The sequence below is a fragment of the Streptomyces sp. NPDC059649 genome (assembly GCF_042734445.1).
In the GTDB taxonomy this organism is placed as follows: Bacteria; Actinomycetota; Actinomycetes; order Streptomycetales; family Streptomycetaceae; genus Streptomyces.
Genome location: NZ_JBHWDV010000019.1, coordinates 1 through 15,182 on the forward strand (window position 1 = coordinate 1; position 15,182 = coordinate 15,182).

General features: G+C 71.4%; 13 protein-coding genes. 12 read left to right on the top strand and 1 reads right to left on the bottom strand.

Going from position 1 to position 15,182, the window contains the following annotated elements:
• Nucleotides 1-612: 612 nt before the first annotated feature.
• The 12 genes from ACFV1J_RS20570 (at nucleotide 613) to ACFV1J_RS20625 (ending at nucleotide 13,723) form a co-directional block, all read left to right on the top strand.
• On the top strand, nucleotides 613-1,158 hold the full coding sequence (locus tag ACFV1J_RS20570) for a hypothetical protein (RefSeq protein ID WP_385860121.1): 546 nt from the start codon (nucleotides 613-615) through the stop codon (nucleotides 1,156-1,158).
• A 220-nt stretch (nucleotides 1,159-1,378) separates the two neighbouring features.
• Nucleotides 1,379-2,290 (top strand): pyridoxal 5'-phosphate synthase lyase subunit PdxS, encoded by a 912-nt coding sequence (pdxS, locus tag ACFV1J_RS20575; protein ID WP_360954873.1) that lies wholly within the window; start codon nucleotides 1,379-1,381, stop codon nucleotides 2,288-2,290.
• A gap of 16 nt (nucleotides 2,291-2,306) precedes the next feature.
• Entirely contained in the window at nucleotides 2,307-2,900 is a 594-nt protein-coding gene (gene pdxT / locus ACFV1J_RS20580; protein WP_385860123.1) for a pyridoxal 5'-phosphate synthase glutaminase subunit PdxT, read from the top strand.
• A 96-nt stretch (nucleotides 2,901-2,996) separates the two neighbouring features.
• Nucleotides 2,997-3,749 (top strand): YebC/PmpR family DNA-binding transcriptional regulator, encoded by a 753-nt coding sequence (locus ACFV1J_RS20585; RefSeq protein WP_033267821.1) that lies wholly within the window; start codon nucleotides 2,997-2,999, stop codon nucleotides 3,747-3,749.
• 531 nt (nucleotides 3,750-4,280) lie between these two features.
• Complete coding sequence (ruvC, locus tag ACFV1J_RS20590) at nucleotides 4,281-4,832, top strand: crossover junction endodeoxyribonuclease RuvC (protein ID WP_385860125.1); 552 nt, start codon at nucleotides 4,281-4,283, stop codon at nucleotides 4,830-4,832.
• Nucleotides 4,829-5,449 carry a Holliday junction branch migration protein RuvA gene (gene ruvA, locus ACFV1J_RS20595; protein WP_385860127.1) on the top strand — a complete coding sequence of 207 codons (621 nt, stop codon included), beginning with the start codon at nucleotides 4,829-4,831 and terminating at the stop codon, nucleotides 5,447-5,449. The genes ruvC and ruvA overlap by 4 nt, the downstream gene beginning before the upstream one ends.
• Nucleotides 5,450-5,552: 103 nt before the next feature.
• A complete protein-coding gene (gene ruvB / locus ACFV1J_RS20600) occupies nucleotides 5,553-6,641 on the top strand; it encodes a Holliday junction branch migration DNA helicase RuvB (protein ID WP_385860129.1) in 1,089 nt (362 codons plus the stop codon).
• A 120-nt stretch (nucleotides 6,642-6,761) separates the two neighbouring features.
• Nucleotides 6,762-7,361: a preprotein translocase subunit YajC gene (gene yajC / locus ACFV1J_RS20605; RefSeq protein ID WP_385860131.1), complete on the top strand. Its 600-nt coding sequence runs from the start codon at nucleotides 6,762-6,764 to the stop codon at nucleotides 7,359-7,361.
• A 150-nt stretch (nucleotides 7,362-7,511) separates the two neighbouring features.
• Nucleotides 7,512-9,275, top strand: a complete 1,764-nt coding sequence (secD, locus tag ACFV1J_RS20610) for a protein translocase subunit SecD (RefSeq protein WP_385860133.1) — start codon at nucleotides 7,512-7,514, stop codon at nucleotides 9,273-9,275.
• A gap of 1 nt (nucleotide 9,276) precedes the next feature.
• The gene (gene secF, locus ACFV1J_RS20615; RefSeq protein ID WP_385860135.1) at nucleotides 9,277-10,392 is read left to right on the top strand and encodes a protein translocase subunit SecF; all 1,116 of its coding nucleotides are present in this window, start codon (nucleotides 9,277-9,279) and stop codon (nucleotides 10,390-10,392) included.
• The gene (locus tag ACFV1J_RS20620; RefSeq protein WP_385860137.1) at nucleotides 10,389-10,940 is read left to right on the top strand and encodes an adenine phosphoribosyltransferase; all 552 of its coding nucleotides are present in this window, start codon (nucleotides 10,389-10,391) and stop codon (nucleotides 10,938-10,940) included. The genes secF and ACFV1J_RS20620 overlap by 4 nt, the downstream gene beginning before the upstream one ends.
• 173 nt (nucleotides 10,941-11,113) lie before the next feature.
• Nucleotides 11,114-13,723, top strand: coding sequence for a RelA/SpoT family protein (locus ACFV1J_RS20625; RefSeq protein WP_385860139.1), 2,610 nt, complete (start codon nucleotides 11,114-11,116; stop codon nucleotides 13,721-13,723).
• A gap of 64 nt (nucleotides 13,724-13,787) precedes the next feature.
• On the opposite strand, the gene ACFV1J_RS20630 is transcribed toward ACFV1J_RS20625, so the two are convergent.
• The gene (locus tag ACFV1J_RS20630; RefSeq protein WP_385860141.1) at nucleotides 13,788-15,017 is read right to left on the bottom strand and encodes a DUF349 domain-containing protein; all 1,230 of its coding nucleotides are present in this window, start codon (nucleotides 15,015-15,017) and stop codon (nucleotides 13,788-13,790) included.
• Nucleotides 15,018-15,182 lie beyond the last annotated feature (165 nt).

Genomic DNA, 15,182 nt, shown 5'->3' on the forward strand with positions numbered 1-15,182 from the left:
TGCGACTGGGGTGGGCCGGCGGGTGTGGGGTGCGGTGACGCTCCTCGGGGGCCTTGTTCGTGGACTGCTTCGCTTTACGTCCACGAACAAGGCCCCTCCGGCCCGTCCCCTCCCGTTGGGGGGAGGGAAGATGGTGGGTGGGCGTGGGGGTCTACTGGGACCCTAGGGGAAGGTCGAACGGACCCCGTAAGGGTTGAAAGCGCCCCCTGCGGGGCCCCAACTCCGCGGACGGGTACGGGTATTCCCGCTCCCCAACGACACGCGGTACTCAACAGACAACGCTCGCCCCCACCGGCCCCTCACCACCCACCCCGGGAGGGGACAGACCGGAGGACGAAGTCTGTAGGGCTGTCACCGCACCCGACAAACAAACGCCCGCCGCCAGGCGCAACGGCGAGCAACCAGCACGGCGGAACAGACGGGTACGTACGCGGCGCCGCAAAGCGCAGGCGCCCCGCGGCGGGACAGCCAGGTGCGTGCAGGGGCGCCGCAAAGCGGCAACGGCGAGCAAGCCCCGCGGCGGAACAGACGGGTACGTGCGGGGCCCCGCAAAGCGCAGCGGAACGGCGGGACAGCCAGGTACGTGGGCGGCGAGGTATAACGTGCCACCCCGTGAGCACGTTCATCTGGATCGCCGCCGCGATCATCCTCATCGGCATCTACCTCAGCTGGACGGCCGGCCGCCTCGACCGCCTGCACGCGCGCATCGACGCCGCCCGCGCGGCGCTCGATGCCCAGCTTCTCCGGCGGGCCTCCGTCGCGCAGGAGGTCGGCACGTCGGGCGTCCTCGACCCGGCCGCCTCGATCGTCCTGTACCAGGCCGCCCATGAGGCCCGGCAGGCCGAGGAGGACCACCGTGAGGTCGCCGAGAGCGAGCTCAGCCAGGCGCTGCGGGCCATCTTCGCCGAGGAGGCGCAGCTGGAGGCCGTACGGCAGGCGCCCGGCGGCGAGCAGACGGTCACCGAGCTCACCGCCGCGGTCCGCCGCGTCCCGATGGCGCGGCGCTTCCACAACGACGCCGTACGGGCCGCCCGCGCGGTCCGCCGCCACCGGGTGGTGCGATACTTCCGGCTCGCCGGTCACGCCCCGTTCCCGCTGGCCTTCGAGATGGACGACGAGCCGCCGGCCGTCCTGGACGACCGCTCGTCGGGCAACTGAGCAGGGCAGCAGGGGCCGGTAGCCGCGCACCGGCGGGCCGCATCAGGGGCCCGTAGGCGCGCAGCAGCGGACCGGGTGCCGCCCGCTGGAACAGATACCGGGCCCCGGAGGCGCGGGGCCCCAACGAGCCACCGGCCTTGAATTGGCCCTTTTCTTCCGCCGCTCACAAACGGTTGTGTGGTCCGCACGCATAACCACCCGCACTGAGTGAGGTCCCACCGTGTCCAGCACGCCCACCACGTCCCAGACCCCCGAGACCGGAACCGCGCGCGTCAAGCGCGGAATGGCCGAGCAGCTCAAGGGCGGCGTGATCATGGACGTCGTCACGCCGGAAGAGGCCAAGATCGCCGAGGACGCCGGCGCCGTCGCCGTCATGGCCCTGGAGCGGGTCCCCGCCGACATCCGCAAGGACGGCGGCGTGGCCCGTATGTCCGACCCCGACATGATCGACGGCATCATCAACGCCGTCTCGATCCCGGTCATGGCCAAGTCCCGCATCGGCCACTTCGTCGAGGCCCAGGTCCTGCAGTCGCTCGGCGTCGACTACATCGACGAGTCCGAGGTCCTCACCCCGGCCGACGAGGTCAACCACTCCGACAAGTGGGCCTTCACCACCCCCTTCGTGTGCGGTGCCACCAACCTGGGCGAGGCCCTGCGCCGGATCGCCGAGGGTGCCGCCATGATCCGCTCCAAGGGCGAGGCCGGCACCGGCAACGTCGTCGAGGCGGTCCGTCACCTGCGCCAGATCAAGGGCGAGATCGCCAAGCTGCGCGGCTGTGACAACAACGAGCTGTACGCCGCCGCCAAGGAGCTGCGCGCCCCGTTCGAGCTGGTCAAGGAGGTCGCCGAGCTCGGCAAGCTGCCGGTCGTGCTGTTCTCCGCCGGTGGTGTCGCCACCCCCGCCGACGCCGCGCTGATGCGCCAGCTCGGCGCCGAGGGCGTCTTCGTCGGCTCCGGAATCTTCAAGTCCGGCGACCCCGCCAAGCGCGCCGCCGCGATCGTGAAGGCCACCACCTTCTACGACGACCCGAAGGTCATCGCGGACGTCTCCCGCAACCTGGGCGAGGCCATGGTCGGCATCAACTGCGACACCCTCCCCGAGGCCGAGCGCTACGCCAACCGCGGCTGGTAAGGACGTAAGAACCCAGATGAGCACCCCCACCATCGGTGTGCTGGCCCTCCAGGGCGACGTCCGCGAGCACCTCACCGCGCTCGCCGAGGCGGACGCCCTGGCCCGGCCGGTACGCCGTCCCGAGGAACTGGACGAGGTCGACGGCCTGGTCATCCCGGGCGGCGAGTCCACCACGATGTCCAAGCTGGCGGTCGTCTTCGGCATGCTGGAGCCGCTGCGGGCGTTCGTCCGCGCGGGCAAGCCGGTCTACGGCACCTGCGCCGGCATGATCATGGTCGCGGACAAGCTGCTGGACGCCCGCGAGGACCAGGAGACGCTCGGCGGCATCGACATGATCGTGCGTCGTAACGCGTTCGGGCGGCAGAACGAGTCGTTCGAGGCGGCCATCGACGTGACCGGCATCCCCGGAGGGCCCGTCGAGGGCGTCTTCATCCGGGCGCCGTGGGTCGAGTCGGTCGGCGGGGACGTCGAGGTCCTGGCCACGTACGACGGGCACACCGTGGCCGTGCGGCAGGGTAACGTCCTTGCCACGTCCTTCCACCCGGAACTCACCGGCGACCACCGGGTCCACGCCCTGTTCGTGGACATGGTGCGGACCGCGATCGGGTGAGACTGCGTCGATCAGGTGAGTAACACCGTGTGACGCGACCCCGGTAGGATCGACGGCGTTCGTTTCAGTAATGGGTTACGCGAAGGAGACAGGCGGATGTCCGGCCACTCTAAATGGGCTACGACCAAGCACAAGAAGGCCGTGATCGATGCCAAGCGCGGCAAGCTCTTCGCGAAGCTGATCAAGAACATCGAGGTCGCGGCCCGTACCGGCGGCGCCGACCCGGACGGCAACCCGACGCTCTTCGACGCCATCCAGAAGGCCAAGAAGAGCTCGGTGCCGAACAAGAACATCGACTCCGCGGTCAAGCGCGGTGCGGGACTTGAGGCCGGCGGCGCCGACTACGAGACGATCATGTACGAGGGTTACGGCCCCAACGGTGTCGCGGTGCTCATCGAGTGCCTCACCGACAACCGCAACCGCGCCGCCTCGGACGTCCGCGTCGCCATGACCCGCAACGGCGGTTCGATGGCCGACCCGGGCTCCGTCTCGTACCTCTTCAACCGCAAGGGCGTGGTGATCGTCCCCAAGGGCGAGCTGTCCGAGGACGACGTGCTGGGCGCGGTGCTCGACGCGGGTGCCGAGGAGGTCAACGACCTCGGTGAGTCCTTCGAGGTGCTCAGCGAGGCCACCGACCTGGTCGCGGTCCGCACCGCCCTCCAGGAAGCCGGGATCGACTACGACTCGGCGGACGCCAACTTCGTCCCGACCATGCAGGTCGAGCTGGAGGAAGAGGGCGCGCGCAAGATCTTCAAGCTGATCGACGCGCTGGAGGACAGCGACGACGTGCAGAACGTCTTCGCCAACTTCGACGTCTCGGACGACGTCATGGCCAAGGTCGACGCCTGAACGGACCCAGGCCGGACCTCGCACGGACACCACAGCCGCGCATCGACGGGCCGACGGGGAACAACCCCCGTCGGCCCGTCGCGTTGTGGGCCGTGATGCTGTCGGCTCTCGCGTCGTCGGTCGCGTGTGCTCGGCCTTCGTGTGGTCGGTCCGCGCGTCGTCGGGCGGTCGGGGCGTCGGGCCGTTGCGTGGTCGGCCGGCGGCATCGTCGGCCGGTGGCGCCGTCGGTGCGGGGAACGTCGGTGCGTGGCGTTGTCAGTGCCACCCGATACTGTGCTGAGCAGGGGATCTCCGCGCCCCCCATGGGGGAGACGCGGGACGAAACGGTCCGTCAGGTGGCGAGGTGGCCAGGCTGTCGGGTCGCCAGGTCGCCAGATTGCCGGGTCACCCGGCTGCCAGGCCGCCAGGTCGACAGGTGGGTAAGCCGGTGAGTCGGTAAGCCGGTAAGCCGGTGGGTCGTAAGTCGTCGGGCTGCCGGGGCGGCTGGCCGCGCGGTACGCGTGGTGTCGCACGTGAGGAGGGGAGGGTGTCGTGAAGGTGCTGGGTGTGGACCCGGGGCTGACCCGGTGCGGGGTCGGCGTGGTGGAAGGCGTGGCCGGCCGGCCGTTGACGATGGCCGGGGTCGGTGTCGTCCGTACGCCGGCCGACGCGGACGTCGCGCACCGCCTCGTCCTCATCGAACGCGGCCTGGAGGAGTGGCTGGACCGCCACCGCCCCGAATACGTCGCCGTGGAGCGGGTGTTCAGCCAGCACAACGTCCGTACGGTCATGGGCACCGCCCAGGCCAGCGCGGTCGCCATGCTCTGCGCCGCCCGCCGCGGACTGCCGGTCGCGCTGCACACCCCCAGCGAGGTCAAGGCCGCCGTCACCGGCTCAGGACGGGCCGACAAGGCCCAGGTGGGTGCGATGGTGACCCGGCTGCTGCGGCTCTCCGCCCCGCCCAAACCGGCCGACGCCGCGGATGCCCTCGCCCTCGCCATCTGCCACATATGGCGCGCCCCTGCGGTCAACCGCCTCCAGGAGGCCCAGGCCGCCGCCCGCCGCACCCCCGCTCCCGTACGTACGCCGAAGGGCACCCGATGATCGCCTTTGTCTCCGGCCCGGTCGCGGCCCTGGCCCCCGATGCCGCCGTCGTCGAGGTCGGCGGGATCGGCATGGCCGTCCAGTGCACGCCGAACACCCTCTCCGGCCTGCGCGTCGGCGAGCCGGCCAGACTCGCCACCTCCCTCGTCGTCCGCGAGGACTCGCTCACCCTCTACGGCTTCGCCGACGACGACGAGCGGCAGACCTTCGAGCTGCTGCAGACCGCCAGCGGCGTCGGCCCCCGGCTGGCCCAGGCCATGCTCGCGGTGCATTCCCCGGACGCGCTGCGGCTGGCGGTCGCCACGGGGGACGAGAAGGCCCTCACCGCCGTGCCCGGCATCGGCAAGAAGGGCGCGCAGAAGCTGCTGCTGGAGCTCAAGGACCGGCTCGGCGAGCCGGTGGGCAGCCGTCGTCCGGTGGTGGCCGCCGCGGGCCCGGCCGGCTGGCGCGACCAGCTCCAGGCCGCCCTGATCGGCCTCGGTTACGCGACCCGGGAGGCGGACGAGGCGGTCGCCGCGGTCGCCCCGCAGGCCGAGGCCGCCGTCGCCGAGGGCGGCGCCCCCCAGGTGCCGCAGCTGCTCAAGGCCGCCCTGCAGACCCTCAACCGCGCCCGATGACCGCCGCCGCGGGCCCCGCCGCGCGCCGTGACGGCCGCCCGGGCCCGCGACCGTACGACCCGACCGGCGGCCCGGCCGCCCCGACCCCGCGAGGCATTCCGCAGTGAACTGGGACGACACCGCACCGTCCACCGACGACGCCGCCCCGGCCGGCCCCGACCGGCTGGTCGGCGCCGACGCGGACGGCGAGGACACCGCCGTCGAGGCCGCGCTGCGGCCCAAGGACCTGGAGGAATTCGTCGGCCAGGAGCGGGTGCGCGAACAGCTCGACCTGGTCCTGCGCGCCGCCCGCGCCCGCGGCGCCACCGCCGACCACGTCCTGCTCTCCGGCGCGCCCGGCCTCGGCAAGACGACCCTCTCGATGATCATCGCCGCCGAGATGGGCGCCCCGATCCGGATCACCTCCGGCCCCGCCATCCAGCACGCCGGCGACCTCGCCGCGATCCTCTCCTCCCTGCAGGAGGGCGAGGTGCTCTTCCTCGACGAGATCCACCGGATGTCCCGGCCCGCCGAGGAGATGCTCTACATGGCGATGGAGGACTTCCGCGTCGACGTGATCGTCGGCAAGGGGCCGGGCGCCACCGCCATTCCGCTCGACCTCCCGCCGTTCACGCTGGTCGGGGCCACGACCCGGGCCGGTCTGCTGCCGCCGCCGCTGCGCGACCGCTTCGGTTTCACCGCCCACATGGAGTTCTACGCCCCCGAGGAGCTCCAGCGGGTCATCCACCGCTCGGCCGGCCTGCTGGACGTCGTCATAGAGGCGGACGGCGCCGCCGAGATCGCCGGCCGGTCCCGCGGCACGCCCCGGATCGCCAACCGCCTGCTGCGCCGGGTCCGCGACTACGCCCAGGTCAAGGCCGACGGCGTGATCACCCGCGAGATCGCCTCGCAGGCCCTGGGGGTGTACGAGGTCGACGCGCGCGGACTGGACCGCCTCGACCGCGCGGTGCTCACCGCCCTGCTCAAGCTGTTCGGCGGCGGCCCGGTGGGCCTGTCGACCCTGGCGGTGGCGGTGGGGGAGGAGCGCGAGACCGTCGAGGAGGTCGCCGAGCCGTTCCTCGTACGGGAGGGCCTGCTCGCCCGGACCCCGCGCGGACGAATCGCCACCCCGGCGGCCTGGGGGCATCTGGGCATGGTTCCGCCGCAGCACCAAGCGGGTGGAAACGGACAGCAGGGCCTGTTCGGGGCGTGACGGCGCGGAGACTCGCCCGGGCAGGAACTGCGGTGCAATGCTGGGCGTTGTTCCACTGGTGGGGACTCGCTTAGACTCCGCCGATGCCGTCCGTAGGGGCCGGCATACCCACCCCCGTATATGAGACCGCGGAGCCGCGGTCGTGCGAAGGATCTTCGTCCCGTGCCCAATATCGTCTCTCTCCTCCCCTTCATCGTCCTCATCGGGGCCATGATCCTGATGACGCGGTCCGCCAAGAAGAAGCAGCAGGCGGCCGCGCAGATGCGCAATCAGATGCAGCCGGGCGCCGGCGTGCGCACGATCGGCGGCATGTACGCCACCGTCAAGGAGGTCCACGAGGACACCGTCCTCCTGGAGGTCGCCCCCGGCGTGCACGCCATCTACGCCAAGAACGCCATCGGTGCAGTGCTCGCGGACGAGGAGTACAACCGCATCCTGGACGGTGCCGACCCGATCCACGCCGAGGAGACCGTCGTCCCGGACGACGCCTCGTCGCTGACCGGCGACGCCGCCGGTGAAGCCACCGAAACGGGTGACAGGGCCGACAAGATCGACCTGGGCAAGGCCGCGACGTCGGCCGACGCCGAGCCCGTCGCCGAGCAGCCCGCGGCCGAGGAGGCCGGGGCCGGCAAGGAAACCGAGGACGCCGGGGACGGCGCCAAGACCGACGCGGACGCCGCCAAGGAGGACAAGAAGACCGGCGGCGACGACGCGAAGTAGTCCCTTCCACGGAACCGCGGAGCACGCGTCGAGGCGTGCACCGCGGTTCCGGGACGGTCTAGGCTCCGGCGGGGGGCAGGTCCCCACATCACTTCGTGGCCGCTCGGCCGATACCCCAGGCCGAGGGGTTGGACAGGGAGAATCGAGAAGGTGGCAGCACCGAAAAAGGGCCGCAGGGCGCCCGCGGGCCAGGGGCATCCGGGCCGCACCCTGATCCTGGTCCTGATCGCGATGGCGGGGCTGATCGGAGGCATGTTCTACTCCGGCACGCTGACGCCCCGGCTGGGCATCGACCTGGCCGGCGGCACCAGCTTCACGCTCCAGGCCGAGAACATGCCGGGCAAGCCCAACGCGATCAACGAGACCAACATGAAGACCGCCGCCGGGATCATGGACCGGCGGGTCAACGGTCTGGGTGTGTCCGAGACCGAGGTCCAGACGCAGGGCACCAACCACATCATCGTGAACATCCCCCGGGGGACGAACGCGAAGCAGGCCCGCCAGCAGGTCGGCACCACCGCTCAGCTCGGCTTCCGGCCGGTGCTCACCACCACCGTGGGCGCGAAGACCCCCGAGCCCAAGCCCAGCCCCTCGCAGAGCGGCAAGAACGCCAAGGGCAAGGGCGGCCAGCAGGCCGGCGGCACCCAGCAGCACGCCTCCTCCTCGCCGACCCCGCAGGCGAAGCCCACGACCCAGGGCCGCGCCGTCACGGACTCCCTGAAGAAGGCGCCGTCCGCCAAGCCCACCCCCTCGGGCCCGGCGAAGCCCTCCACGCCTCCGGCGCCGCCGGCTCCCGGTGGCGACCAGATCCCGCCGGCCCTCCAGAAGCAGCTGAACGCGCTGGACTGCACGACCAAGCAGGGCCGCGCCGCCGCCGGTGAGCACGCCGCCGCGGCCAAGCCCTCCGACCCGGTCGTGGCCTGCAACACCGAGGGCACGCAGAAGTACGTGCTCGGCCCGGTGGCCGTCGAGGGCACGGACGTCAAGGGCGCCAAGGCCGTCTTCGACAGCCAGCAGGGCCAGGGCTGGATCGTCCAGATGGACTTCACCTCCGACGGCGGCAAGAAGTTCGCGGACATCACCGGCAAGCTCGCCACCAAGGCGCCGCCGCAGAACCAGTTCGCGATCGTCCTGGACGGCGCGGTGGTCTCCGACCCGCGGGTCAGCGAGCGCCTCAACGGCGGCAACGCCACCATCTCCGGCGGCTTCACCCAGCAGTCCGCGCAGGACCTGGGCAACATGCTGTCCTACGGTGCCCTCCCGCTCTCCTTCAAGATCGTCGACGAGACCACGGTCACCGCGGCGCTCGGCGGTGAGCAGCTGCACGCCGGTCTGATCGCCGGCGCGATCGGTCTCGGGCTGGTCGTCATCTACCTCGTCGCCTACTACCGGGGCCTGGCGCTGGTCGCGCTGGCGAGCCTCTGCGTCTCGGCGATCCTGACGTACGCGATCATGACGCTGCTCGGGCCGGCCATCCAGTTCGCGCTGAACCTCCCGGCGGTCTGCGGCGCCATCGTCGCCATCGGTATCACCGCCGACTCGTTCATCGTCTACTTCGAACGCATCCGGGACGAGATCCGCGAGGGCCGCACCCTGCGTCCGGCCGTCGAGCGCGGCTGGCCGCGGGCCCGCCGCACGATCCTGGTCTCCGACTTCGTGTCGTTCCTGGCCGCCGCGGTGCTGTTCGCGGTCACCGTCGGCAAGGTCCAGGGCTTCGCGTTCACGCTCGGCCTGACCACCCTGCTCGACGTCGTCGTGGTCTTCCTGTTCACCAAGCCGCTGATGACGCTGCTGGCCCGCCGGAAGTTCTTCGCCGACGGGCACTCCTGGTCCGGCCTCGACCCCAAGCGCCTGGGCGCCAAGCCGCCGCTGCGCCGTCGTCGCACCGCCCCCACCCAGACGAAGGAGGCGTGAGATGTCCAAGCTCGGAAGCATCGGCGCCCGGCTCTACCGCGGTGAGGTCGGTTACGACTTCATCGGCAAGCGGAAGATCTGGTACGGCATCTCGATCCTCATCACCATCACGGCCATCGTCGGCCTGGCGGTGCGCGGTCTGAACATGGGCATCGAGTTCTCCGGCGGCGCGGTCTTCTCGACCCCGGCGACCTCGGTGTCGACCGCGGAGGCGCAGGCCCAGGCCGAGTCCGCGTCCGGCGGCCACCAGGCCGTGGTGCAGAAGCTCGGCGACGGTGCGCTGCGGATCCAGATCGGCGGTCTGGACACCAAGCAGGCGGTGCCGGTCCAGGAGCAGCTCGCCAAGGAGCTGAAGGTCCCGGTCAAGGACGTCAACACCCAGCTGGTGGGCCCGAGTTGGGGTGAGGAGATCGCCAACAAGGCCTGGTTGGGCCTGGGCATCTTCATGATCCTGGTGGTGCTCTACCTGGCCATCGCCTTCGAGTGGCGGATGGCGCTGGCCGCCCTGATCGCGCTGGTCCACGACCTCACGATCACGGTCGGCGTCTACGCCCTGGTCGGCTTCGAGGTCACCCCGGGCACGGTCATCGGTCTGCTGACGATCCTCGGTTACTCGCTGTACGACACGGTCGTCGTCTTCGACAGCCTCAAGGAAGCCTCCAAGGACATCACCAAGCAGACCCGCTTCACCTACAGCGAGATCGCCAACCGCTCGATCAACGGCACGCTGGTGCGGTCCATCAACACCACCGTCGTGGCGCTGCTCCCGGTCGCCGGTCTGCTGTTCGTCGGCGGCGGTCTGCTGGGCGCGGGCATGCTCAACGACATCTCGCTGGCCCTGTTCGTCGGTCTCGCCGCCGGTGCGTACTCCTCGATCTTCATCGCGACCCCGCTGGTCACCGACCTCAAGAACCGGCAGCCGGAGATGAAGGCGCTGGCCAAGCGGGTCAAGGCCAAGCGCGCCGCGGCCGCCGCCAAGGCCGCGAGCCAGGAGGACGCCCAGCCCGGGTCCGAGGACGCGGCGGAGGGTGAGGACGGCCCCGCGGTCGTCGGCCCCCGCCACCAGCCCGCTGCCCGCAACCGCGGACGCGGCCGCCCGTCGGGCAAGCGCCGATGAGCGCCGCCCCCGCAGCCCTGCGGGAGCTGCTGCTCAGCAAGATCGCGGACGTGCCGGACCATCCCAAGCCGGGCGTGATGTTCAAGGACATCACCCCGCTGCTGGCCGATCCGGCGGCCTTCGGTGCGCTCACCGACGCCCTCGCCGGGCTGTGCGTGCGGCACGGCGCCGACAAGGTCGTGGGCCTGGAGGCGCGCGGGTTCATACTCGCCGCCCCCGTCGCGGTCCGGGCCGGCCTCGGCTTCGTACCCGTACGCAAGGCCGGCAAGCTGCCCGGCGCGACGCTGGGGCAGGCCTACGAGCTGGAGTACGGCACGGCAGAGATCGAGATGCACGCCGATGCGCTGGCCCCGGGGGAGCGGGTGCTGGTGATCGACGACGTACTGGCCACCGGCGGTACCGCCGACGCCTCGCTGCAGTTGATCCGCCGGGCCGGCGCCGAGGTCGCGGGCGTCGCGGTGCTGATGGAACTCGGTTTTCTCGCCGGGCGGCAGCGCCTGGAGCCGGGCCTGAAGGGCGCTCCGCTGGAGGCGCTGATCACGGTCTGACCAGGCCACGGCACGTGCTGGACAAGCAGGGGCATCCGGAACAATCCGGGTGCCCCTGCTGCTGTGTCATGTACGTACCCATGACCGCGCGGCGGTTGCGGCCCAGGGCTCGATACCATGGCACCCCGGCCTGTTCGAGGGCATGGGGTCCGGAAACCGCTTGAGGAGTGCACTTGCCAGACGAGGCCCAGCCGCTCTCCCCCGGACTGCGTCCGGCGGGATCCCATGCCGCGCGCCCGGACGAGCCGAAGCCCGCGACCGGGGCTTCCCCGGACGCGCCCCGGCCCGAGCGGCACGGCGCGACACCCGAGGGCACCGGCCGGTCCGACTCGGCGGCCCCCGCCGACCGGCCCCGCCCCGCGCCCAAGCCGGGGCCCGCCGCCGCCTCGCCCCGCCCCGCGGCCGCACCGACCCGCGCCCCCAAGCCCCCGGCCAAGGGCGACCAGCCCGCCGCCGCCAAGCCGCTGCCGGGCGCCCCGGCCGGCCGCTCCGGCTCCCCGAACCGCGTACGGGCCCGCCTGGCCCGCCTCGGCGTGCAGCGCTCCAGCCCGTACAACCCGGTGCTCGAACCGCTGCTGCGGGCCGTCCGCGGCAACGACCCCAAGATCGAGACCGCGACGCTGCGCCAGATCGAGCGGGCCTATCAGGTCGCCGAGCGCTGGCACCGCGGCCAGAAGCGCAAGAGCGGCGACCCGTACATCACCCACCCGCTCGCGGTCACCACGATCCTCGCCGAGCTCGGCATGGACCCGGCGACGCTGATGGCCGGTCTGCTGCACGACACCGTCGAGGACACCGAGTACGGCCTGGAGCAGCTGCGGGGCGACTTCGGCGACCAGGTCGCGCTGCTGGTCGACGGCGTCACCAAGCTCGACCGGGTCAAGTTCGGCGAGGCCGCCCAGGCCGAGACGGTGCGCAAGATGGTCGTCGCCATGGCCAAGGACCCGCGCGTCCTGGTCATCAAGCTCGCCGACCGGCTGCACAACATGCGCACCATGCGCTACCTCAAGCGGGAGAAGCAGGAGAAGAAGGCCCGCGAGACGCTGGAGATCTACGCCCCGCTCGCCCACCGCCTGGGCATGAACACCATCAAGTGGGAGCTGGAGGACCTCGCCTTCGCGATCCTCTACCCCAAGATGTACGACGAGATCGTGCGGCTGGTCGCCGAGCGGGCGCCCAAGCGGGACGAGTACCTGGCGATAGTGACCGACGAGGTCCAGGCCGATCTGCGCGCCGCCCGCATCAAGGCCACCGTCACCGGCCGCCCCAAGCACTACTACAGCGTCTACCAGAAGATGATCGTGCGCGGCCGCGACTTCGCCGAGATCTACGACCTGGTGGGCATCCGCGTCCTCGTCGACACGGTCCGCGACTGCTACGCCGCCCTCGGCACCATCCACGCGCGGTGGAACCCGGTCCCCGGCCGGTTCAAGGACTACATCGCGATGCCGAAGTTCAACATGTACCAGTCGCTGCACACGACCGTGATCGGTCCCAGCGGCAAGCCCGTCGAGCTGCAGATCCGCACGTTCGACATGCACCGCCGCGCCGAGTACGGCATCGCCGCCCACTGGAAGTACAAGCAGGAGGCGGTGGCCGGCGCGTCCAAGGTCCGCACGGACGTGCCGAAGAACGCCGGCAAGGGCCAGGAAACGGTCAACGACATGGCCTGGCTGCGGCAGTTGCTCGACTGGCAGAAGGAGACCGAGGACCCCGGCGAGTTCCTGGAGTCGCTGCGCTTCGACCTGTCCCGCAACGAGGTCTTCGTCTTCACCCCCAAGGGCGACGTGATAGCGCTGCCGGCCGGTGCCACGCCCGTCGACTTCGCGTACGCGGTGCACACCGAGGTCGGCCACCGCACGATAGGCGCCCGGGTCAACGGCCGGCTGGTCCCGCTCGAATCGACCCTGGACAACGGCGATCTGGTGGAGGTCTTCACCTCCAAGGCACCCGGCGCCGGCCCGTCCCGCGACTGGCTCGGCTTCGTCAAGTCCCCGCGCGCCCGCAACAAGATCCGCGGCTGGTTCTCCAAGGAGCGCCGCGACGAGGCCATCGAGCAGGGCAAGGACGCCATCGCGCGCGCGATGCGCAAGCAGAACCTGCCCATCCAGCGGATCCTGACCGGCGACTCCCTGGTGACGCTCGCGCACGAGATGCGCTACCCGGACATCTCCTCGCTCTACGCGGCGATCGGCGAGGGCCACGTCGCCGCGCAGGGCGTCGTCCAGAAGCTGGTGCAGGCGCTCGGCGGGCAGGACGAGGCCACCGAGGACATCGCGGAGTCCACCCCGATCCGGCCGCGCTCCAAGCGCCGCTCCAGCGCGGACCCGGGCGTGGTCGTCAAGGGTGTCGACGACGTGTGGGTCAAGCTGGCCCGCTGCTGCACACCGGTGCCGGGTGACCCCATCATCGGCTTCGTCACCCGCGGCAGCGGCGTCTCGGTGCACCGTGCCGACTGCCTCAACGTCGACTCGCTGTCCCGGCAGCCGGAACGGATCCTGGACGTCGAGTGGGCGCCCACCCAGTCCTCGGTCTTCCTGGTCGCCATCCAGGTCGAGGCGCTGGACCGCTCCCGGCTCCTGTCGGACGTCACCCGGGTCCTCTCCGACCAGCACGTCAACATCCTCTCGGCGGCCGTCCAGACCTCCCGCGACCGCGTCGCCACCTCCCGCTTCACCTTCGAGATGGGCGACCCCAAGCACCTCGGCCACGTCCTGAAGGCCGTACGGGGAGTGGAGGGCGTGTACGACGTCTACCGCGTGACGTCGGCACGCAGGCCGTAACGCCACGGACACGAGGAGGGCCCCGGTACCCAGGTACCGGGCCCTCCTCGTGCGCGGGACTCGCTCAGCCGCCGAACTCCTCCAGGCCCTTGAGCGCCTGGTCCAGCAGCGCCTTGCGGCCCTCCAGCTCGCGGCCGAGCTTGTCGGCCTTGGCGTCGTTGCCGGCCGCCCGGGCCGCGTCGATCTGCTTCTGCAGCTTGTCGACGGCGTCCTGGAGCTGGCCGGTCAGCCCCGCGGCGCGGGCCCGCGCCTCAGGGTTCGTCCGCCGCCACTCGGCCTCCTCGGCCTCCTGGATGGCGCGCTCGACGGCGTGCATCCGGCCCTCGATCTTGGGGCGGGCGTCCCGCGGGACGTGGCCGATGGCCTCCCACCGCTCGTTGATCGACCGGAACGCGGCCCGCGCGGCCTTCAGGTCCGAGACCGGGAGCAGCTTCTCGGCCTCGACGGCCAGCTCCTCCTTGCGGGTCAGGTTCTCCCGCTGTTCGGCGTCCCGCTCCGCGAAGACCTCACCGCGGGCCTGGAAGAAGACGTCCTGGGCGCCGCGGAAGCGGTTCCACAGGTCGTCCTCGTGCTCGCGCTGGGCCCGGCCGGCGGCCTTCCACTCCTGCATCAGCTCGCGGTAACGGGCGGCCGTCGCCCCCCAGTCCGTCGAGTTCGACAGCGACTCGGCCTCGGCGACCAGCTTCTCCTTGGCCTTGCGGGACTCCTCGCGCTGCGCGTCCAGCGACGCGAAGTGCGCCTTGCGCCGCTTGGAGAACGCGGAGCGGGCGTGCGAGAAGCGGTGCCACAGCTCGTCGTCCGCCTTGCGGTCCAGCCGCGGCAGGCCCTTCCAGATGTCGACCAGCGCCCGCAGCCGCTCGCCGGCCGCCCGCCACTGCTCACTGGCCGCCAGCTCCTCGGCCTCGACGACCAGCTTCTCCTTGGCCTGCCGGGCCTCGTCGCTCTGCCGCGCCTTCTGCGCCTTGCGCTCCTCGCGGCGGGACTCGACGACCTCCACCAGCTTGTCCAGCCGCTTCCTGAGCGCGTCCAGATCGCCCACCGCGTGGTGCTCGTCGACCTGCTGGCGCAGATGGTCGATCGCGGTCATCGCGTCCTTGGCCGACAGGTCGGTGGTCCGGACCCGGCGTTCGAGGAGGTCGATCTCGACGACCAGGCCGTCATACTTGCGCTCGAAGTAGGCAAGGGCCTCCTCGGGGCTGCCCGCCTGCCACGATCCGACGACCTGCTCACCGTCGGCGGTACGCACGTACACGGTCCCCGTCTCATCGACGCGGCCCCACGGGTCGCTGCTCACAGCGCCTCCTCCACATGATGCCGACGCGGGCGTGGTGGCCCCCCGGCATCGTCCACAGTTTCTGTCCGGCAGGGCCGCGCCCTGGCCGTCCGACGGGCGGTTTTGCGGGTGAGGGTGGAAGCCGTCGGACCAGGCACCCTACCCACACGCCAATCTAGGCGACCG

Bases quoted from the DNA above. Each gene is read 5' to 3' on its own strand.
- pdxT (WP_385860123.1), top strand. From the start codon at position 2,307: ATGAGCACCCCCACCATCGGTGTGCTGGCCCTCCAGGGCGACGTCCGC.
- ACFV1J_RS20585 (WP_033267821.1), top strand. From the start codon at position 2,997: ATGTCCGGCCACTCTAAATGGGCTACGACCAAGCACAAGAAGGCCGTG.
- ruvA (WP_385860127.1), top strand. From the start codon at position 4,829: ATGATCGCCTTTGTCTCCGGCCCGGTCGCGGCCCTGGCCCCCGATGCC.
- yajC (WP_385860131.1), top strand. From the start codon at position 6,762: ATGAGACCGCGGAGCCGCGGTCGTGCGAAGGATCTTCGTCCCGTGCCC.
- secF (WP_385860135.1), top strand. From the start codon at position 9,277: ATGTCCAAGCTCGGAAGCATCGGCGCCCGGCTCTACCGCGGTGAGGTC.
- ACFV1J_RS20620 (WP_385860137.1), top strand. From the start codon at position 10,389: ATGAGCGCCGCCCCCGCAGCCCTGCGGGAGCTGCTGCTCAGCAAGATC.